General features: G+C 46.5%; 14 protein-coding genes. 3 read left to right on the forward strand and 11 right to left on the reverse strand.

The window, feature by feature from the left end; translation table 11 throughout:
* The 10 genes from D0C36_RS02695 to D0C36_RS02740 all read right to left on the reverse strand — a co-directional run bounded on the left by D0C36_RS02695 (position 1) and on the right by D0C36_RS02740 (position 16688).
* A complete protein-coding gene (locus D0C36_RS02695; RefSeq protein WP_117390038.1) occupies positions 1-1035 on the reverse strand; it encodes a polysaccharide deacetylase family protein in 1035 nt (344 codons plus the stop codon).
* Complete coding sequence (locus D0C36_RS02700) at positions 1035-2384, reverse strand: glycoside hydrolase family 140 protein (protein WP_117391340.1); 1350 nt, start codon at positions 2382-2384, stop codon at positions 1035-1037. Before D0C36_RS02700 ends, D0C36_RS02695 begins: the two co-directional genes overlap by 1 nt.
* A gap of 15 nt (positions 2385-2399) precedes the next feature.
* The gene (locus D0C36_RS02705; protein WP_117390039.1) at positions 2400-4550 is read right to left on the reverse strand and encodes an outer membrane protein assembly factor BamB family protein; all 2151 of its coding nucleotides are present in this window, start codon (positions 4548-4550) and stop codon (positions 2400-2402) included.
* Positions 4551-4570: 20 nt separating this feature from the next.
* The gene (locus tag D0C36_RS02710) at positions 4571-5746 is read right to left on the reverse strand and encodes a glycoside hydrolase family 27 protein (protein ID WP_117390040.1); all 1176 of its coding nucleotides are present in this window, start codon (positions 5744-5746) and stop codon (positions 4571-4573) included.
* Positions 5747-5907: 161 nt separating this feature from the next.
* Positions 5908-7134: a glycoside hydrolase family 172 protein gene (locus D0C36_RS02715; RefSeq protein ID WP_117390041.1), complete on the reverse strand. Its 1227-nt coding sequence runs from the start codon at positions 7132-7134 to the stop codon at positions 5908-5910.
* Positions 7135-7139: 5 nt separating this feature from the next.
* Positions 7140-7568, reverse strand: a complete 429-nt coding sequence (locus tag D0C36_RS02720; protein ID WP_117391341.1) for a GNAT family N-acetyltransferase — start codon at positions 7566-7568, stop codon at positions 7140-7142.
* A gap of 98 nt (positions 7569-7666) precedes the next feature.
* Complete coding sequence (locus D0C36_RS02725) at positions 7667-10243, reverse strand: GH116 family glycosyl-hydrolase (protein WP_117390042.1); 2577 nt, start codon at positions 10241-10243, stop codon at positions 7667-7669.
* Between the two features lie 107 nt (positions 10244-10350).
* Entirely contained in the window at positions 10351-11922 is a 1572-nt protein-coding gene (locus tag D0C36_RS02730; RefSeq protein WP_158557061.1) for a SusD/RagB family nutrient-binding outer membrane lipoprotein, read from the reverse strand.
* 17 nt (positions 11923-11939) lie between these two features.
* Positions 11940-15299, reverse strand: a complete 3360-nt coding sequence (locus tag D0C36_RS02735) for a SusC/RagA family TonB-linked outer membrane protein (RefSeq protein WP_158557062.1) — start codon at positions 15297-15299, stop codon at positions 11940-11942.
* 258 nt (positions 15300-15557) lie between these two features.
* The gene (locus D0C36_RS02740) at positions 15558-16688 is read right to left on the reverse strand and encodes a FecR family protein (protein WP_117390045.1); all 1131 of its coding nucleotides are present in this window, start codon (positions 16686-16688) and stop codon (positions 15558-15560) included.
* Between the two features lie 140 nt (positions 16689-16828).
* Between D0C36_RS02740 and D0C36_RS02745 the strand changes: the two genes are divergently transcribed.
* The 3 genes from D0C36_RS02745 (at position 16829) to D0C36_RS02755 (ending at position 19392) form a co-directional block, all read left to right on the forward strand.
* Complete coding sequence (locus D0C36_RS02745; RefSeq protein WP_158557063.1) at positions 16829-17434, forward strand: RNA polymerase sigma-70 factor; 606 nt, start codon at positions 16829-16831, stop codon at positions 17432-17434.
* Positions 17435-17724: 290 nt separating this feature from the next.
* Positions 17725-18276, forward strand: coding sequence for a dihydrofolate reductase family protein (locus D0C36_RS02750; protein WP_117390047.1), 552 nt, complete (start codon positions 17725-17727; stop codon positions 18274-18276).
* A gap of 96 nt (positions 18277-18372) precedes the next feature.
* Positions 18373-19392: a GntR family transcriptional regulator gene (locus D0C36_RS02755; protein ID WP_117390048.1), complete on the forward strand. Its 1020-nt coding sequence runs from the start codon at positions 18373-18375 to the stop codon at positions 19390-19392.
* A 53-nt stretch (positions 19393-19445) separates the two neighbouring features.
* Here the strand turns inward: D0C36_RS02755 and D0C36_RS02760 are convergent, their stop codons facing one another.
* The gene (locus D0C36_RS02760) at positions 19446-21191 is read right to left on the reverse strand and encodes an Ig-like domain-containing protein (RefSeq protein ID WP_117390049.1); all 1746 of its coding nucleotides are present in this window, start codon (positions 21189-21191) and stop codon (positions 19446-19448) included.
* Positions 21192-21270: the final 79 nt, after the last annotated feature.

A 21270-nucleotide genomic window follows, 5' to 3' on the forward strand; every position in this document is an offset into this window, starting at 1 on the left:
CTATCGTTTAAACGAAATGTTAATCGGTACAGCTGATGGAACGGCGTTAAAAGTAATACCATCAGCATTAGTTTGGTAACTGATGGTTTTACCCTTACGGCTGATTGCCTTAACCATTTTTCCTTTGGGGATACGCAAGTTTACAGTAAGCGGATGATCATAAACTTTATTATCCAGTGTGTCCTTCAATACCAATTTCCATACAGAAGCACTTTTGTTTAAAAGCTTCAGCGAAGCACTATTCCGCTCCCTGTGATATTTGATAACATCCTTAAAAGTGGCTATCCACAATTGCGGGCGCCGGCTTTCTATCTCGTCCAGATGTTTTCTAAATACCGCTTCGGGGGTAATTATCCAGCCGTCGGCAACGCCATGGTAAGTAGGGCAAAACCAGCCGCCTGCTGCAATGGTCTGGTCTATGTATTTACCAAAATCGGTCATACTGGCCGAGTCAGCTATCATGGCGCTGTTTACATTATAGTAATCGTCATTAGTTTTGGCAAAATCGTACCTGTTAAAAGCGTAAGGCCTATTCTGCGTGGCGCGTGCGCCGATAAAATACTTGGCAGCCACTTTTCGTATCGCGCTGTCTTTCGCTGTAATGCCGCCCCCGTCCCCAAATGGATAGGCTTGTGTGATTACTTTTTGCGATGGTACATAGCAATCGATAAGGTGGTTTGATGACGCATTCTCAATCGCCACGCTATCGATCGGAATTTTTAGAAAATGCGGGTGCGTAACACAATGATTAGCGATCTCGTTACCTGCCATTGCGGCCCTGTTTACCAGGTCCCAATTCTTCAGTTGCTTATTGATGGTATTCACCGTAACAAAATATGTGGCATTGATATGGTGCTGTATTAGCAAAGGCAAAGCCACGGTAAACTGCCCGGCAGGGCCATCATCCAGCGTAAGCGTAACGGCGGCTTTCTTATTATTAAACCATGGTGCAATGGTATATAGGGGCTTTTGCGCAAAGCACCAAAGGTTGCCAAAAAGCAGCCCTATTGTTAATGAATATTTTCTTTTCAGCATTATGGTGTTTTATAACCTTTGGCGGCATCATCCAATACCAGCACCCAATCCTGCCCGTAGCCGTTTGTTGGCGGTGTAAATTTATTTTTTTGTTTGTTTGATACCTGCCCGGCCTCTTTTACTTTACCATCGCGCGGATTGTACCAGTATGCCGTTAGTTTATCGCCGCTTACTTTGTTAGCCAGCACGGTGAAAGGCTTCCCCTCTGCCGAATATACAAAAGCATAGTCCTTTCCCCTCGCCGCCTGTATTCGTTCAGGCGCGGGCCTGTCGCCTTCCTGTATCAGCGTCTGATCGGGTACCCTGTCCAGCATCGGGCGGGCCTCTATCAACCGGCGAACATAACGCATTTGGTTAGCGCCTGGCAAATCAAGAGCCTCGTACCAGAACATGTGCGGGCCGTTCAACGGTTCATGTTTGGGGGAATACATCTGCCAAATATCATGGCAGCCATACGTATGCCCGAATGCTCCCGAGAGCAGATCAAGATAAGCTGATTTGCGCACATCATAAGCACTTGAGGTGCCAAGGTCTTTTACATTGAAACACACGGGGTGATCTTCATAAATAGGTTCGCCATCAATGGTGGGTTTTGTTGGCGTGGCATTGTATGATGCGTTTATCCTGTCGTAAACCGGCGTATCTCGGCAATGCCCGGTCTGGAACATGTTAAAAGCAAACCAATCCTCATTCCTGAACCACTCTGCCGAACCCAGCTGATTAGGTTGGCAGTGATAAGTGATGATGGCTTTGTTATTGGTAACCTTCATTATAGCTTTACCCATTGCACGCCAAACGGCAATATCCTGTTCCCCTCGCGGCTGACGGTCGCCGCCTAAGATCCAGATAATGTTCTTCTTGTTTTTGTAGCGTTTGGCAAGCCAGGTTGCGTAGGTTGCGCCGTCCTGCACATTTAGTATCTCGGGGCCCTTGCCCCAGGTGCCTGCATCCAGTTTATCAGCCCAGGTTGGCAAAAAGCCTATAGTAATGCCATATTCAGCCGCTTTGTTTATTATCCAGTCTACATGCTCAAAATATTTCTCGTTGGGTTTGGTGAGTTTCTCATCTATCAAAGGTTTCTCGCCGTAAGCATTCGGGGCGCGGATGCCGTCCAGTTCTGCAAGGGCAACGGCCTGCACAACCGTAAAGCCCTGTTCGGCACGTTTCTTAAGATAGCGGTCGGCGTCCTCGCGGTTAAGGCGATGGAAAAGTTCCCAGGCGGTATCACCTATCCAGGTAAACGGTTTACCATCGCGCAGCAAATAATGTTTATCGGCACTTACACTGAATTGTGCATGGGCGTTGAAAAAGCTTATCAAAAAAACAAATAGCAGTATATATTTTCTCATGATCATTTCAGTTTATCAGGGCAAAGCGAAAGCCACATAACTATCGCCCGACTTGGTATTCATTTTGCCGCCGCCACAGGCTATAACGATGTATTGTTTGCCATTAAGTTCATAAATAGAGGGCGTAGCATATCCTGGTGCGGGCAGGGTAACCTCCCACAGCAATTTACCGGTTTTCTTATTAAACGCACGAAACTTGCCATCTTTAGTGGCTGCAATAAACAGCAAACCGCCTTTGCTGATAACAGATGCGCCATAATTCTCGGTACCCGAATCTTCCTTACCATGAGGAAATTCCGGGTCGTTACCTAAAGCTTTATGCCAAACAAATTTGCCGGTATTGAGGTCGATAGCACTCAAAGTGCCCCAAGGCGGGCGTATGCCCGGATAGCCCTCTTTGCTAAGGAATTTATTATACCCGGCCATGGCATAGGGCAGGCGGTAATACTCGTCATCGGCCTTTACTTCATCTACAAATGGTTTAGGTTGTTCTTGCTTGATATCGAGCACAAATGATGCGATAGCTTTGCGTTCATTTGGCTTCAATTGGCGGAAGGCGGGCATCATGCGGCGGCCGGATTGTATCAGCGTATCAAACTGCAACGGTTTGTATTTCCTGTTGATATTGATGAGCGACGGAAACGTACCGCTGCCTTTACGATCGGCACCGTGGCAGGTCATGCAATAAGATTTGAACAAACGCTGACCAGCCAGCAAATTCGTCTCGCCTGCTGCTCCTTTAGTCTCTACCTTCATGGCGCGGATGGCCCAGGCCATTTGGTTGGCATTGATGTACAGGTAACCACTCTCCGGGTCATAAGACGGGCCGCCCCACTCTGCACCGCCATCAAGGCCCGGAAACTCGATGATACCGCCCAGCGTCGGCGCGTTAAACATGTGATCGCTACGCAGGCTTTTGTAGGCAGCCAGTACTGCTTTTTTTGAGCTATCGGGCAGATAAGGGTTCAACTCCTGCTCCGTAACCAACTGGCGCATAAACGGTGCCGGGGCAACGGGATATGGCTGCGTAGGTGACAGCTTCTCTCCTTTCAGATCAGTAAAGGTGGGTACAGGTTTCTCTACAATATCGTAAACCGGTTTGCCTGTTTCCCTGTTGAACGTGAACACAAAACCTGTTTTGGTGGTGAGCGCCAATGCATCAATGCTTTTGCCATCTTTTTTAATGGTGACGAGTGCCGGTGCCGCCGGGATATCCCTGTCCCAAACATCGTGGTGGATATCCTGAAAATGCCATTTCAGTTTGCCGGTTTTGGCGTCGAGCGCTAACAGGCAATCGGCATAAAGATGGTTACCCAGGCGCTTGCCGCCATACCAGTCGTACGAGGCCGAGCCCGTACAACCGTACACAATGCCCCGCTTAGCATCCAGGCTAAAGCCTCCCCATGCGTTAGCCCCGCCAATGTATTTCCACGCATTCTTATCTTCCCATGACTCATACCCGGGCTCACCGGGCTGCGGTATGGTGTGGAATATCCAAAGTTGCTTGCCGGTACGTACATTAAATGCGCGGATATGGCCGGGTACGGCATGCGCCCCTTCGTCCACGCGGCTGCCCATTATCATAATATCGCCGTACATTATAGGCGGCGATGTAGCGGTAACAAAAAGCTCTTTTACATCGCGGTTGAGGCCGTTATGCAGATCCAGCTTTCCATTATCAGCAAAGCTGCTTATCGTTTTACCGGTAATAGCATTGATGGCATACAGGTACGGACCAGCAGTGTAGTAGATGCGTTTATCGTTACCATTGGCCCAATAAGCCACACCGCGGCAGTTGTTAAGGATAAAGAACATCCGCTTGTCTTTAGCCAACGAATCGAAAGGATTAAACTGCCATTTCTCTTTACCTGTTGCAGCATCAATGGCAAACAGTTTCATTTTTGGCGATGTACCGTAGAGCACACCGTCGATAATGATGGGGTTGCATTGTATCTGCGAGTGGTTAGCGGTATCGGCGTCGCGGGTGTGATACTCCCAGGCCACCTGCAGTTTGGTAACGTTGGTGGTATCAACCTGCGTAAGCGATGAGTAATGGATATTCTCGTTCCCGCCTTTGTACTGCGTCCAACCAGTATAATCTTGCTTATGGCTGCAGCCCGATAATAAGGCCGCAACAATGGGTAAAGCAGCAAATATTTTTCTCATGTATTGGTTTATATTGGCGTTTATTTCTTACTCAGGCGCAGCATTTTAACATCATGGCGCGCAATGGTAGCTTTAAAATTCGCGGCGGTTGAACCGGCGCTTTTATGCGCCCACAGATCGGTAATTTTAAAGTCGTTACCTATTTTGTATTTGGCCCAATCCACATTAACTTTCAAAGGTTTTTCGGTACGATTGAAAAGACATATCGCGGTATCGCCGCCGGCTAATGGTTTCATGTAGATCTCAAAATCAAAACCATCCAATATCTTGTAACCTTGTTTACCCAGCTTATCCTGGTCTATGGCAATAACATCTTTATTGGTGAGTACCGCAGCACTTTGTTTGCTCATTTTACTGAGATCGTTACCAGCAATGAGCGGTGCGGCTATCATACACCAAAGGCTGAAATGTGCGCGCTCTTCTTCCACCGTTAAACCGCCATTGCCTACTTCCAGCATATCAGGATCATTCCAATGACCGGGGCCGGCAAACTTATCCAGGCCTGCCTGCATATCCAGTATGGCCACAACGCTACCACCCCAAACTTTACCCTCAACGGCCTTCACCTTGCCCCATTGGTTCTCAATATCGCCGGTGGTGCGCCACAGGTGGCCAACATCCTGCGCCCAGTACCAGGGCTTGCTGTTGCCCCACTCGCAAATGCTGAACACAATTGGCCTGCCCGCTTTGTACAACGCATCACGCATTAGTGTATAGGCTTCTTTGGTAGTTTGGCCGTCGCTGTTGCACCAGTCCAGCTTAAGGTAGTCTACACCCCATTTAGCATAGGTGCGCGCATCCTGAAACTCATAACCACGGCTGCCCGGCCTGCCTGCACAGGTAAGCTTACCTGCACATGAGTAGATACCGAATTTAAGCCCCTTACTGTGGATATAATCGGCAAGGGCTTTAATGCCCGATGGGAATTTCTTTTCGTCGGCAATGATGTTGCCGATACTGTCTCGGCCAACCTGCCAGCAATCGTCAATTACGATGTACTGGTAGCCGGCATCTTTCATGCCCGATGTTACCATGGCATCAGCCACATCGCGGATAGCCTTTTCACTGATACCATCACAGGCAAATTTGTTCCAGCTGTTCCAGCCCATGGGCGGCGTGAGTGCAAGATCATTAAACTTTTGTGCCGTGGCGGCACCGCAAAACAGCACAAAGATCAGGGTAAAAATTCTTCTCATGGGTTTCTTGGTAAATGCCTGCAAGCAACAAATTAGCCCCGCAACAACTGTACTGTTGTATGATGTTAAGATAAAGCTATTTATGCAACTTCATTTAAGGCAATATTTTAAAAACAGAAAAGCCGCACAGGGCGGCTTTTGAAAATATATTTTGAATGGGATTATTGCTTCACTCTTAGATTCGCCACGCGATACGCAACCGGCTGCAGTGCCGGCAGGTTATCGGTAGGTTTATCGAGGTAAAAGAAGGCCGTAGAGGCAAAATCATCGCGGCGGTAATAGTTTGTCCACCCTTTTGGCGAACCGGGCTTAGAGGGCTCAAATTTAGACGAACCGTCATAGAAGCGGTACATCTTACCATTGTAGGTGGTTACGGGAATAAGCGGCGCGCCTTGTTTTTGGAAAACGGCGATGCTGTCTGTATCATAACCGCCTATTTGCTGTATGGTAACCTTCAGGTTGTTTTTGAAGTAAACCGGGTCTTTTACGTGATAGCGATAGAAAGCCCATTGCAGCAAGGTATCATTAGCGATGGTGCAACCCGTATAACGAGTGGTATACTTGCCTTGCCCCCAGCCGGTACCGATGTAATCTTCAGTACCCGTACCGTTAAGCGTTGGGTAGTCACCATCATTATCCATATACATTTTTACCTCACCCTCGCCAAACCACGATTTGCGGTAAACCGGATTGGCATTTACACCCACGTTAACACCAAGGAAACGGCCATTACCCTCAACCTTTGGCAGCAATTCAAAGTCTTTACCGAGAGTGGTCAGTGTATCGCGGTGCCAGTAAGCATGCAAGTACAGGCTGTTCGAGGGGATCTGTTTCAACGTATAATCTACATCGAAATAGATATCATTAAGTACTTTACCTGATTCATTGGTCACTACGATCTTAGCTGCCTTTTTGAACGGCATCGGGATTAAGCAGGTAAAAGAACGCGCTTCGGGATTTACGAAAAATTCATTCTCGAAGGCGGATGTCTTACCCAAACCTGCGCCAAAGAAATCGCCGAAAGGTGCAGTAACCGCGGGCTTTTTCTCGCCGTCCCAAAATATCTCGATCTTTAAAGAGCGCAACATTTCAGGCGAACGGTCATTAACGGTGGCCCAGATACGGTTGATAACACCCTGTCCTTTGATGTCAAGCAATGCCTTTGAACCGCCTGCCGGGATAGGATCGCTGGGGTGGCCTTTGGCTGTTTTGTTTTCCTTGCCGCCTTCGGCCTTGTTACCGTTCAGGTTCTCGGGACTGCTCCACCGTGTGTCGGCATTTTCATCAAATTGATAGATATCGCCGCCGGTTGAACCTGTGTTGCAGGCGCTTGCAAACAGCAAAAACAACCCTGCATAAACAGTTGAAGTAAAATACTTTAATTTCATGTATATTAATCTTTTATCTTCATATCGTTAATGTTATCCAGTAAGAAACAATGGCTAAAACCTGTCATACCTGTTTTAGGGTAATAGTTAACCGCCTTTGGTGCAGCCAGCAGTATTAACTTTGCTTTTATCGAGTGTTTCTTGGTCTCGTAAATAAGCTTTGCACCGATGCCCTGCTTCTGGTAATCTTCATCAACCGCAAGGTCTGATAGATAGGTACAAAAGGCAAAATCTGTAAGCGCGCGTGATACGCCTACCAGCTTACCATCTACCCGCGCGGTGATAATGAGGTTGGCATTTTGCAGCATGGCTTCAATGCGCTCGGGGTCATCAACCGGCCTGCGCTCGGCAAGGGTACTGCGCTGCAATACATCAACAAATTCTTCGGAACTAAGGGTTAATTCGCGCTGATAAACTACGGGAGAAGTGGCCATTGTTTTAGGTTTTATGTTTACGATGGTCAAATATCATCAGCAGGCTCAGGCTGGTGATAGTCCAATAAATATAAATCAATTAGTCCAGAGACCGTGTATCAGTTGAACAAAATACGTTGCTGCGTACCCTCATCTAACTGTGCTTTTACTTTCTGCATTTTACCACCGGCTAAAGCAACCGTGTTTAATTTGAGGCTACCATGGTGCACACTGATGATTACTGATGGCTTTGAACCTTTATCATCAACCACCACATCGCCCCATGCATAACCGTTTGACCAGAAATAGGTGCCCGGTTTTGAAGTGATGGTAAAGCTGCCATCAACCGCCGAATAATGAAATTTACTGATAGCCACCAAAGCCGACCAACTTGCCATTGCCCTTACGTAGTGGTTGCCGCATTCTTCCTCGTTAAACGGATTACGTTTATAACCGTCATAACGGCTGCGCACGTTGGTAATGATATCCAAAGCCTCTTTATCCATCCCTTCGTAATACATACCGGTAGCGGCGGTGTATTCCAGACCTGTCCAAACCTCATCGCCATAAGACAGTGGGATAGCAGGCCGCTTTGATGGATCGGGATAGGCAGTGATCAGCAGGCCCGGCTCGTTGCCCAGCGCATACGAACGCATGTTATTGAACCTGTCTCCAAATGTTTTAACCGAGTTATATTCAACAATACTTTTAAGTGCCGATCTGATATGCGCCTCATCAGCTAAATAACCCAGTCCGCAAACAAAGGCCATGTTCTGCCCCACCAACTGGTCCACCAGGCAGCCCTCGCCTATCTGAAAATCAGGGTTCCTGATATCTTTGCCGCCCATACCCTGCCTCAGACCGGGGGCAATATCTTCAGCACTTTTAGCAGGTTGCACCTTTTGGATATAGAATTTACCGTTAAACAGATTTGCATCCGTCCATTTGCTGCCGTTTGTGTAGAGCCTGGTGCATGTCTGCTCAAATTCAGTATCTTTTAAATATTTGGCCATTGCGGCTGATGCTTTAAGTGCGCCAAGGTACCAGAACTCTATCTCGGGGTTCGGGCCATAATATTCAATATCCATGGTATTATGCTGGCAGCCTTCCATTACGCCGTCCTTATCGGCATCCCAGCCACCCTTTATCCAGGCGAAGGCTAATGCTTTTTTAACGCCGGGCCATGTTGCTTTCAGAAAAGCGTCATCGCCGCTCAGCTGCCACTCGCGGTACACGCGCATAATGCTGCCCATTTGCCCGTCGGCAGCGGCACCTTTCATACCGCTTTCTTTTTTCAGGGGCAGGCTTACCCTGAAATTCATCAGTCCGCTGTTCCAAAGCGCGTAATTGTATTCGGTATTGCGCATATTTTTGGCCAGAGCGCCAAACAGGAACGGCGACGCAAATTCATAGTTCCACACATGCGTACAGTTACCAAAGCAAGAACCTACGTTGTTGAACACACCTTCCCAGCCAAAATAGTTGCCCTGCTTATCCCTGAAAGTGGTTTGCGAGCGCAGTGTGGATGCATTGAACAGGGCCGCCTCTTTCACTTCCAAAGGATAGCTGCTGTTGATAAGCGTATTTACAAAATCAAGTGTTTTCTTTTCAAGCGATGACAGTTGGGGCGTTACCTTTTCGGCTACATCCCAGGCATCGGTGTATTTGGTTGAGTAATAATTGCCGATAGTTACGTGGTCTTCCCAGTCCTTACGGTTGGGAAAATTCCAGGTGAGCAAAAATTGAACCTCGCGGGTTTCATGCGGCTTAAGTTTCAGTTTAACTGCCAGGGCCGCACGCGGGTCATTCACCTTTTCGGGGAATGTTTTATCCTGATAGATACCATCATCCGTAAAATCATTCCACATATCGGCCATGTTTGAGCCCCATCCGCGGGTATCAAATTCGGTACGGTATGATATCTGCCTTTGTTTATCGGTATTGTTTGTAGTGAGCGCAATGGTTCCATAAGTTGAGGCATCTTTGTCTACACTATCAGAGGTCATGTAAATGCCAGATAACTTTTGGGTGCTTTTGAAAGTGTTACGGTTGTTTTTAGTACCTAACGGCACGATAGAGCGATTAAACAGACTGAATTCTGCCTTGTAACCATCCATCCCGATAAAATTATCCAGCGAACCCGCTACTGCCACATCCAGCTCGCCATCAGTAGTATTTTTCACCTCATAACGAATTACTGCCACGGGTATTCCGCTGGCATCGGCATTGCCGGGAATGAACGGGTTAAACGTTTTCAGTTTCACCGAAACAGGCATATCATCATCCTGCAGGTTTACGATAGCGAACGGGTAAGCTGCATCAAAGCTTGAGTTTTTAAACCTCGGCAAACCATGGCTTGGTGTGTTACTGCCTTCAGCGCCGGCAAACTCGTTTGGCGGGATGGGCCCCAACAAAGCCTTTGAACGCTTAACACCTTTTGCATCCTGCGTAAAAATCAAAAAACAGGGGGCCTGCTTAGGAGATACAGCGCCGAAGAAACCAACGCCGGGTTTGTTCATTATCTCCACATCACGCCACTGGCCATTGCCGCCTACCGAAATATTACCCGTACCAATACCACCAACAGGCATGGCTATTTTGTAGGTCTGTTGCCCTTCGTAGTGTTTTAAAACAGGCCAATCCTGCGCATTTACGGTGGCAGCAGCCAACAATAATAGTGAACAGATAAGACGCATAATATTGGTTTTATATAAATATACTGCTTAGTGCAAGCTGATGCGGTTGGGTGTGTGCTGTAAAAAAGCAGCCCGCACAAAGCACGGGCTGCCTAAACAAAATAACACTATTGTTTATCCCACCAAACGCGGGATGTCAGTTTATCGCCGCCGGCAATTTTACCCGCGGCTGCGCTATAATTAGCAGGGTTTACACTTGCTTCATCCAACGGGTAAACAAAACGGCGGGGTATGGTACCGTTTGTTGAGTTACCCTGATAGTTAACCGGCGTTAGTACCGGAAAACCGCTTCTGCGCCAGTTGCTCCACGTTTCCAGCCAATCTGAAAAGGTAGCCACCCAGTATTGCTCGTTTATCTGTTGCAAAGCGGTATTAGCTACCAGCGGATGCGCTGTTGCATAGGCTGAGGCTGTTCCGTCGCTTATATTGGCTCCGGTTTGGTTAAGCTGTAGTATGGCCGCCATTACACCTTGATTGTAAAAGGTAGATGCTGTGCCGGTTACCCAGCCGCGCTGAGCGGCTTCGGCCAAAAGCAATTGTGTTTCGGCATACGTAAGAATGAACGACGGCGCATTCTCACGCGCAAAAGTGTGGCGGTTAACTACCGAATACTTGTTCTGGTCGCCGGGATAGCCGGGCGCGGTTGATATATCCTTAGGACCGCCGGTTTTATCGTAGCCGTTTGGCTGGCCCATCTGCACGGCTGGGTTCTCATTACCGAAATCGGCAGTATTTGTAGGGTCTGTAATAACGGCACCAAAGTAACCCAAACGCGGGTCGTTATTGGCTTTCAGAAAATCGACAAAGGTTTTGCTGAGACGATAGCTATTCGGTTCGCGCGAGTGCAGTATCAGCCCTACAGGATTACTTGGCGGGCGGGTGTTCTGGTCTTCGTGCGGCACAAGAGCATTATCATCATTGCTTTGCATCAGCCCGCCTGCTACAGCTTTTTTGGCCCAGTTACTGCCTGTTGGGGCATCAACCTTGCTTAAGCGTAAAGCCAGGCGCAACATTTCAGAATAGGCAAATTTTTTCCATTTGGCCACATCACCCTGGTAAAACAGATCGGCGCTTTTGAGGGTGTTGGCTGCAGGATCGGCATTTAGTTTTGAGGCAGCATCTTCCAGCTCGGCCAATAGGCCGTTATAGATAGATTGCTGATCGTCATACTTAGGGTTGGTTTTGCCCTGCGTGAAACCTAAACCTGCTTCAGAATATGGCACATCGCCGTAAATATCCGTCATTTGCTGAAAGTACCAGGCCCGCAGGATACGTGCCGTGTTGTACAGGTTGTTCTTCTCCGGCTTATCCTTTGAATTTTCAACCACATCTACAACCGCCTTGATACCCGAACCATAGAACATTGTCCAGTATGAGCCATTGTAATTGGCATTGTAAATATATTTATCACCATACCATACGGGGTTGGTTGCCGAGAGGTGCTGCATCATGGTTGATGCGTACGACATACTGCTTTGAAACATACCGTTGGCATAACCATCGGGGTTACCGTTGGCGTAAAGCTGGGCAGTGGTAAACAGATACTCATACTTGAACGTACCCTGGCTTAACTGCGTTGGGTCGGTGTTTATTTGTTCAAAATCTTTACTGCAGCCTGTAAATAAGGATAGGAATAATGTGCTGCATACTATATATAAAGTGGTTGTTTGTTTTTTCATGATCAGTTTCATACCGTTTAGAATTTAGCGTTTAGGTTAAAACCAATGTTACGTACCGATGGGTAACCGAACAGCTCCAAGCCTTGCGCGTTGGTGTTGTTCAGGTTTGATTCGGGGTCGATGTTAGGTGTGTGTTTCATCAGGATAGCCAGATTGCGGCCCACTACAGAAATATTCAGTCCCTTGATGAAAGTCCCCTGTAGCATTTTTTGCGGAAAGGCAAAACCCAGCGATACCGAACGCAACTTAATAAAGCTGGCATCATACAGAAACTCTTCTGAGATCTGGTGGTCGCCGGTTGCTATCTGGTGGAAATAATCCTGCGCACGCACAGATACCGTGTTAGGCTGTCCTGCCTCATTCACACCCGGACCAACATAGCCACCTTCGCGGCCCTGTAAGGTTTTGGTTTGCTCACCGTTATCATAATAAAGCACATTGGAGCCGGAATAGATCTTGGCACCAAACTTAAAATCGAACAGGAACGACAGGCTGAGGCTTTTGTAACGGAAATCGTTATTGAAACCGCCTGTGGTTTTGTAAATGGCAGATCCCAGCGGCACAGGCGTATCGCTGCTGGTTAGCGGGTAACCATCGGCACCGTAAACAATATTGCCTTTGCCGTCGCGCTTGTAGGCTGTACCCATTATCTGGGCATAAGGCATGCCCACAATATGCTGTATGCTTACAGCATCGCCCCAGCGGGCATAATTATCATCATTAACCGCCACCGGGTTATTATCAGGCGGGGTTAAGGCCAGCACTTTGTTGTTGTTAATGGCGATGTTGAATGAGGTATTCCACGCAAAATCTTTAGTACGGATGGGCGAGCCTGTCAGCAATACCTCAAAACCGCGGTTGCGCAGTTTACCAACGTTAACCACATTGCTTAAATAACCACTCGATGAGCTTACCGCCACATCAAGGATATCATTGGTGGTTTGTTTATCATAGTAAGCCACATCAAAACCTAAGCGATTATCAAAGAACTGCATGTTCAGGCCTATCTCCTTTTCACTTATCTCTATCGGGCGAAGATCTTTATTAGGAATCTTGGTTTGGTTGATATTACCTATAGGCTGGCCATTAATGCTGTAACCTTCCAGGCGATAGGTTAACAGGTTTTGGTAAGGATCAGTTCCGTTTGATGAGTTGGCGTAGCTGGCACGCAACTTACCAAAGCTTACCCACGCCGGCATCTTAAATGCATCTGAGAACACAAAGCTGCCGCTTACCGATGGATAGAAGTAACGATTTGATTTAGGGCTTAAGGTTGAGAACCAGTCGTTACGGCCGGTGACGGTTAGATACAGCCAGCTTTTGTAGCCCAGATCTGCACTGCCAAAAAACGAGTTGACCTTGTACCTGTAATAAGCATAGTTAAACGGCTTATCAACAATATTGCTCGGGCTGTAAAAGAACGGCACCTGAAACGGACCAGCGCCATAAATTCCACCTGTGCTGTTCACGTTTTCCTGCGAGTTACCACCCACGTTGGCATGCACTTTAAAATCGCCGTAGGTTTTGTTAAAACCAAGCAAGAAGTTGTAGTTCAGCTCGTGGTAGTCGGTTTTTATCTGGGTAAGGAAACCGTTATCGCCATACATAAAGGCGGTACCGGTAGGCGTTATCTCGGTACGGTCTAACACGTAGCCGTCGCGGGTAACCTGCCCTTGCAGCGAGAGGTAATCAGTAAATTTATAACGTAAAGTTACACCGCCGGTTAAGCGGTTACGGGCGGTCTTGTTTTGGAAATAGCCTGTAACAAAGTATGGGTTATTGGTGTATGGGTTATCCTGATTCGGCACTATCTCGTTGCCGTTTGCATCAACGGCATCTTTAAGCCAGCGGATATCAAATGTTGAACCCAGCGTATTCACCGTAGCTATGGCATTGCCCGGCGAATCCGAGAACGACGGCCTGTTTTTTACGTTCTCAAAAACGTAATTGGCATTTAGGTTTACAGTCAGCTTAGGTGTGATGTTGTACTCAGCATTATAATTAATACCCTGTTGTTTCATGCTGGAGTTGGGCAGCACCTGCGTTAAATACAGGTTTGATAAGCCCAAACGGAAATGGCCTTTATCATTAGCGCCGCTCAGCGCAACTGATGTTTGATTGGTAACGCCGGTTTTAAAGAAGTTCTTGTAGTTATCGCGCTGAGCCGAATAAGTACGGGCATTCCCCGCGAAATCCACAAAGGGCGAGCCATCTATTTTAGCGCCCCAGCTGGCCAGCGAACCACTTGATGATGCGGCGGCAGTAGCTGGCTTTACGCCGTTGAAACCCTGGCCGTAGGTGTACTGAATATCATCGCGCAGATCAACAACCTGATTAAAGGTTAAGTTATTGTTCAGCTCGATACCGATTCCCGCATTCTTCTGGCCCGATTTGGTGGTGATCAAAATAGCACCATTCCCACCTCGGTAACCATAAAGTGCCGAAGCCGCCACACCTTTAAGCACCTGTATACTGGCAATATCATCAGGATTAATGGTTGATAATCCGTCACCAAAATCAGACCCGCCATAAGCACCGGCAAAGCCCTGGTTGCTGTTATCCAGCGGCACACCATCTATCACATACAATGGTTGGTTACGGCCCTTTAATGAAGCATTACCACGTATCACTACGCGACTACTACCTGATGGGCCTGTAGATACACCTGATACACTCACACCCGCCACCTGGCCGGTAAGGGCGTTACCTATATTGGTTTCGCGTGCCTGGGTAAATTTATCGCCGGCAACCTCTGTGGTAGAGTAGCCCAAAGCGCGTTGTTGCTTGCGGATACCCAAGGCAGTCACCACCACCTGGTTCAGTTGCTTGGTAGATTCGGCAAGGGTTATCTGCATGGGGTTGGTATCGCCTACCGTAGTTTCAGTAGGATCAAAACCAATGAAGGATACTACCAGCGTTTCGCCTTTTGTTGCGTTGATAGAGAAATTACCATTGGCATCGGTTATAACGCCGCGCGTGGTACCTTTTACCGATACGCTTGCCCCAGCTACGGCCTGGCCCTTACCATCCACCACTTTTCCACGTATGGGGTCGGGCACTTCGGCAACTTTGGTGATGGGTGTAGGGCCTTCCTTTACTATCACTACATTATCTACCAACGAGTAGCTTAGCGGCTGGTTGTTAAAGCATATAGCCAACACTTTATCAATGTCGGCGTTTTGCACATCGATGGTAACCGTTTTGGCTTTTCCTATAACATCAGTAGTGTAAATGAAGTTATAAGTGCTTTGCTTGCGGATCTGGTTAAATACCGTCTCCAGCGAAGCATTTTTTTGCTTAAGGGTTATTTTTTGCGCAATACTTGCAGCGTTTATATGTAAACACGCCACTAAAAGTATCAATGCAGTAATCTTCATTATCAATAGCGTTTTTCTAACGTATGCGTATAGCGTTTGAAGTTTGCTTCGTTTAATTGCATAATTAAATATCAAAAGCATATTTTTGTATGTTTTGGGGTTAGTAATAGCGGTTGTCGCACAATTGTTAAGGCTCGTCCCCATGCAAATTATAACCGGAGGTGGGCCAACACTTCCGGTTTTTTTATGGCGGTACGAGAAAGGATATGATGTTTAGTAAAAGATCTTTTCTTTCATAGGCAAATAGTTTTAATTGTATTAAGGCATTACAGTTATTGTTCTTCCGTCTATTTTAAAATGCACACCGCCGGTTTGTTCCAGTACGGTAAGCAGTTTTATGGCACTTAAGCCGCGTGGCAAGGTACCGGAGAAAGCTTTGCTAATTTTCCCTTCGTACTTCACATCTACATCATACCAGCGGGCAAGTTGCCGCATTACCTGGTGTATATCTGCCGATGCAAACCAGAAAAGATTATTCTTCCAGGCCACTTGTTGCTCGGTATCCGCATCAGTTATGGCGATGGCATCATCTTGTTTATCTACCGACGCGATATGATCGGGCTTTAGCAGTCCCGACGAATGCGGGGTGGTTACTTTTACCGAACCTTCGAGCAACGTAGTCTTTACGGATTGCTCATTATCATAAGCCATTACATTAAAATGCGTGCCCAGTACTTTTACATCCACTTCGCCGGCATCAACTGTAAACGGGCGGGTTTTATCTTTAGCTACCTCAAAATAGGCCTCACCTTTTAGCGTCACATCACGATGGTTCGCTGCAAACTGCACGGGGAATTGCAATGATGAGCCCGAGTTTAGCCAAACATGTGTACCATCGGGCAACATAACCTGGTACTGCCCCCCTGCCGGTGTGCTGATGGTATTCATCATCGTTTCTGCAGGTTGCCCATCGGTTGCCTTATAAGTTAGCTGACCATCGTTGAGCTTAATGATCTTCACATCGCCCTGTTTGGTGATCTGCCCCTGTTTACTATCGTTAAGCACCACAACAGAGCCATCGGCAAGGGTGAGCGTAGCTTTGTTTTTGCCGGGGGCGATATCATTCTTAAAGGCGATGGTATCTGGAGTATTTACAAGTTGCGGATTGCTTTTCCAAAACCACAAGCCCGCGCCTATCGATAAAACCACACCGGCAGCAGCAACCCATTTATATATAGATGAGCGTTTAGGCTCCGGGGTGGCTTCCTGCTGTTCTATGTCCTGAAGTATATTGCTGAACATTTCCTGCCGCTGAAAGCTATCAGGCTCCTTACTGAAAGCCTCACTGGCATTTTGCTGGTACAGTTTTTCTACAAGCTTTCGCTCTTCATCGGTGCAGGTGCCATCGGCATATCGCTTTAACAGATCAGAAAGGTTGTTTTTGGCCATGATTATGTATTAAACCCTTAAGATAATTTAAACCCTACCAACATAATTATCTGATGTTGGTAATTTTTAGCAAAAACTTGATAGAATACTTCAAATATGAAATTTTAAACTTCCTAATTTTATTACACCAATTATTTCAGATGCAACGCTTTAAGGATAGCTCTACCCAAACTGATGCTGAACTGCTGCAATTACTTGCACAAGGCAACGCCGGCGCATTTGAGCTGCTTTATAATAGGTATGTAAACTACCTCTACCGTATGGCCACCAGCCGCCTTACCGATGAAGCAGTTGCACAGGATATGGTACAGGAAGTATTTGTATCGCTTTACAATAGCCGCAACAACTTAAGCCACATTACCGAATTAAAAGGCTGGCTTGGCGCCTGCCTGCGTAACCGTATCCTTAACGAGATACGCAACGAGTTGCTACACCAGCGCCATCACGAGCAGATAGCCTATAAATCGCCCTCGGCTGCATTATCTTATGATAATTACGATCTGCAAGTATTGCAGAAACAATATCAGCAAGCATTAAAGCAGTTAAGCGAACGCAGCCGCGAAGTATTCCTGATGAGCCGAGAACAGCATTTGAGTAATAAGGATATTGCGGAGCGCTTACAGGTTTCAATAAAAGCCATAGAAAAACACATGACCGGAGCCCTTAAAATTATGCGCCGCGAACTGATTGCAAAAAGATTTCTTATGCTTGCATGGCTTTGGGCTGTAAGCCAGCTTTTGTCCTGAGCATAATACACGAATTTATTTCAGTTAATACATAATGAACAAGCCCGGACGAGCGCCCGGGCTTTGTTCTACCAATATAAATTTGTCTGAAAGGAACAACTAAGCAAACTAAATCACTTAACTGCCTTATGCAAGTTAGCCCGGCAAAAATGGCAAACTGTCACGCCCTGTGCTGTTGATACATTATAAAATTCTGACGTAAAAGCCCCGTACATTTGTCGGTATATGTCTCTCTGTCTGTGGGTATGGCTTCTTATCTTTGATATTATATCCATCCTAAAACCAATATTATGAGAAACGTTATCTGCGCCATGAATTTCAGTATAGATGGCTGTTATGACCATACCAAGCTTAATGGCAACGAAGAGATACATGAATACTTTGCCGACTTGCTGAAAGATGTGGACCTTACCATTACCGGCCGCAAAATGTACGAGATTGTTAACCCCTACTGGATGGAAGTAGCCAAAACCATGTCGGGCACCGAAGGGGGAAACAAGTTTGCAGAACGCATTCAGAACACGGATACCATTGTGATATCCACAACCATGCAAGAGGTTGAGGGCGGCCCGCGTATCATCCGCGGTAATCTGGAAGAAGAAGTGCGCAGGTTAAGAGAGTTACCGGGCAAAAAGATCTCTATTGGCGGCATGAGCGTGCGCGAACAGGTGATAGCCGCCGGGCTGGTTGATGAGTTTTACATGGTGATACAGCCTGCCATAGTTGGCCCCGGCCCGCGTATGTTTGAACAGGTTACCCTGCCCGCAACTATTAATATGCAACTGGCAGATGTAAAAGTGATGCAGTGCGGCTGCGTGGGTTTACACTACCTTAAAAAGTGAAGTAATTAACCTGGCCAGTTGTAAATAATATTGCTTTAAAGGTAGGGTTAAATTAAGGTAAAGGGTTAGCTGTATATACCAATATAAAGCTTTCTTATGAACCAGATATTTGAAATTGATTGCGAGCGCAAAACGCCCAAGTACATCCAGATCATTAATTCGGTCACCAAATCAATTAAGCAGGGCAAGTTAAAAAAAGGTGATAGGATACTGTCTATCAACGAGCTAAGCGCAGCCTTTTACCTCTCTCGTGACACCGTGCAGAAGGCTTACGATATGCTTGAGGACAGGGGGATCATCCTGCCTGTGCGCGGAAAAGGCTTTTATATTAACCGCACGGATGTTAGCGGATCATACCGCGTATTGTTATTGTTCAACAAAATAAGTAACTACAAAAAACTGGTATATAATTCATTTGTAGATACCTTAGGTAAGGATGCTGTGGTTGACCTGAAGATCCATCACGGCAGCGGCAAAGTATTTGAAAGCCTGATGGATACCTACCGTAACGATTACGATTATTATGTGGTAATGCCACATTTTTACGAGGGTGCCGACGATGCCTTTAAACTCATTAAGCGCTTACCATCTGATAAACTGATACTGCTTGATAAAGAACTTGACGACACCAAAGAAGATTGCGCTGCCGTTTATCAGGACTTTAAAAATGATATTATCAGTGCCCTGGAATCAGGCAAGCACCTGCTGAGTAAATACAAGAAACTTTTCCTGGTATTCCCACGCGTTACCCACTACCCTGCTGAGATTGCGCTGGGCTTTAAAAAATTCTGTATACAGCATGGTTTTGAGTACCAGGTAATATCAGATATTGACCAGGATACTCCCGTTGAAAAACACGAGGCCTACATTGTGATTGAAGAGCCTGATCTGGTGAACCTGATCAAAAACTGCAAATGCAAACGCTTACAAGCTGGTAAAGATGTGGGTATTATTTCCTACAACGATACTCCGCTTAAAGAAATATTACTTGATGGTATTACTGTTATATCAACCGACCATAGCGAGATGGGTAAAACTGCTGCATTGCTCATCATGGGTAACCAGCGCGAGAAAATCCAGAACCCGTTCAAATTGATCATCCGCGAATCATTATAAAGATTAGTGTCTCCTTTTAGGGAGTTTTTGCGAGAGGCTTTTAAGCGGCAGTTTTACTGCCGCTTTTTTATGATCACGAAATAATTGGTGCTTACGCCATTTTTACGCGCATCCGCTCCCGGCAGCGTAATCGTTCCTTTAGGATAATCGCGGGCGTAAACGTTGAAATAACGGTATTGGGCAACAACCTGGCCAGGCTCCTTCTTGAAATCCTTTAGCCAGTTGGGTATAGTTGAATGGTATTTGAGGTCGTGCACCTCGTAGGCTACATAAACGGTTACCTTTTCATCTACGTTAAAGCGCAGCAAGTCTTTCTCTGTGCGGCTGGTATCATTCACATCGCCTTTTATGTAGGTTAAGCCTTCGTAGTTGCCAAGGTTGCTGAAGCTTATTTCTTCGGGATAAATGCTTAGCGATGTGTCTTTACTGTTGAAGTTTGGCGTTTCGCCTTTCATTAGTTTCGAAATCTTATAGCTTACACCATCCTTATTTTTAACATCAGTCGCCAACACTTCGTTGGCAAACTTAGGTTTGATTTTTAGCGCGTAGGTTTTGTTTAACGATGAAGTACTATCTGCAAAACGCAGGTTCACTTTAAGCCTACCTGTTTTTATTGGGATGCCTTTTAAAGCACCATCAGGATAAAGTTCTAAACCTGCAGGTAAGCCGGTTGCTGTAACATGTATTTGCCCAAAGCCTTTTGCTTCGATTTTGGCGTTGTAATACTTGCCTGCGGTTGCAACAGGCAACGCTTTGGTAGTTATTACTAAAGGTGCAGCGGTATTCACTATAAGCGTTGCTGAATGCGATTTTCCTTTATCATCTGTGGCAACAGCCTCAATAAAGTTTTTGCCTGCGGATGGATTAATTTCTGCTACATAAGGCTCTTTGTTCAACGTCGATACCAATTTATGGTTCACAAACACCGTAACCTTAACAACCTTACCGTCCGGGTCATTTGCATTGATGAAGAGTTTTAGTGGTTGTTTCTCCACCACACTACCATAAGCAGGATTGCTGAAATAAACATTAGGGTATTTGTTACTGTCATTTACTTTAGAATAAACCCAGCTCAGCAGATCCTGCCGGGTGGCGCCTTCCCACATCATTACATGGCCGTAGCCTTTAAAATTGCTGTAACGCGGGTTTACGCCGGTATTCCATGTAGCGCCGGTATCCGCTTCATTTCCATTTAAGGCCCGCAGCATTTTAACTTGTTTGCGTAACGGGCGACTGTAATAATCTGTTTCGCCCTGGTTTACCCACATAGGTACATTCTTCACTTTCAATGAGTCGCCACTGAACTTCATACCCATAGTAATAGCAGCAGCAAAATAATCGGGATATTGATTAATGAAGGTGAAAGTCCCTTGGGCACCCATGGAAAAGCCACAAATGTACATACGTTTGGCATCTGCATTTTGGGAAGTGATCAGGCTATCCATCACAGCCTTCAGATCAGGGAAGTGCTGTGCCCAGCCTTTTGAAGTTGCCGGGGCGATGATATAAGTAGGTACGCGCTGCTTGTTTTCACCGAAACTGTGCCACATACGTGCCGGTGCATCCACCACATTACGTAGCGTTGCATGGTCATCAACACCGCAACAGCCATGCAAAAATAACGCTACAGGATATTTCTTTCGCGCTTGCATGTTTTTTGGGGTATACAGATAATATTCTGTATTGCCCTTTTTGTGCCAACTCCACTCGGGCAGGCCTTTGTAATCTATATCCTGCGCCGAAACATGGTTGAATACCAGCAACATTAAAGCAGCCGTAAAGATTAACCTATATCTCATAAGCTAAAGCTATGTGCAACCTTTGCTTTTTGTGTACTGCCCTGTACTGTAATGAAAAAGGCCGGCAAATTGCCGACCT

It is taken from the genome of Mucilaginibacter conchicola (assembly GCF_003432115.1).
Classification (GTDB): Bacteria; Bacteroidota; Bacteroidia; order Sphingobacteriales; family Sphingobacteriaceae; genus Mucilaginibacter; species Mucilaginibacter conchicola.

Coding starts and splice junctions, on each gene's coding strand:
- D0C36_RS02695 (WP_117390038.1), bottom strand. CDS start 1,035: ATGCTGAAAAGAAAATATTCATTAACAATAGGGCTGCTTTTTGGCAAC.
- D0C36_RS02700 (WP_117391340.1), bottom strand. CDS start 2,384: ATGAGAAAATATATACTGCTATTTGTTTTTTTGATAAGCTTTTTCAAC.
- D0C36_RS02705 (WP_117390039.1), bottom strand. CDS start 4,550: ATGAGAAAAATATTTGCTGCTTTACCCATTGTTGCGGCCTTATTATCG.
- D0C36_RS02710 (WP_117390040.1), bottom strand. CDS start 5,746: ATGAGAAGAATTTTTACCCTGATCTTTGTGCTGTTTTGCGGTGCCGCC.
- D0C36_RS02715 (WP_117390041.1), bottom strand. CDS start 7,134: ATGAAATTAAAGTATTTTACTTCAACTGTTTATGCAGGGTTGTTTTTG.
- D0C36_RS02720 (WP_117391341.1), bottom strand. CDS start 7,568: ATGGCCACTTCTCCCGTAGTTTATCAGCGCGAATTAACCCTTAGTTCC.
- D0C36_RS02725 (WP_117390042.1), bottom strand. CDS start 10,243: ATGCGTCTTATCTGTTCACTATTATTGTTGGCTGCTGCCACCGTAAAT.
- D0C36_RS02730 (WP_158557061.1), bottom strand. CDS start 11,922: ATGAAAAAACAAACAACCACTTTATATATAGTATGCAGCACATTATTC.
- D0C36_RS02735 (WP_158557062.1), bottom strand. CDS start 15,299: ATGAAGATTACTGCATTGATACTTTTAGTGGCGTGTTTACATATAAAC.
- D0C36_RS02740 (WP_117390045.1), bottom strand. CDS start 16,688: ATGGCCAAAAACAACCTTTCTGATCTGTTAAAGCGATATGCCGATGGC.
- D0C36_RS02745 (WP_158557063.1), top strand. CDS start 16,829: ATGCAACGCTTTAAGGATAGCTCTACCCAAACTGATGCTGAACTGCTG.
- D0C36_RS02750 (WP_117390047.1), top strand. CDS start 17,725: ATGAGAAACGTTATCTGCGCCATGAATTTCAGTATAGATGGCTGTTAT.
- D0C36_RS02755 (WP_117390048.1), top strand. CDS start 18,373: ATGAACCAGATATTTGAAATTGATTGCGAGCGCAAAACGCCCAAGTAC.
- D0C36_RS02760 (WP_117390049.1), bottom strand. CDS start 21,191: ATGAGATATAGGTTAATCTTTACGGCTGCTTTAATGTTGCTGGTATTC.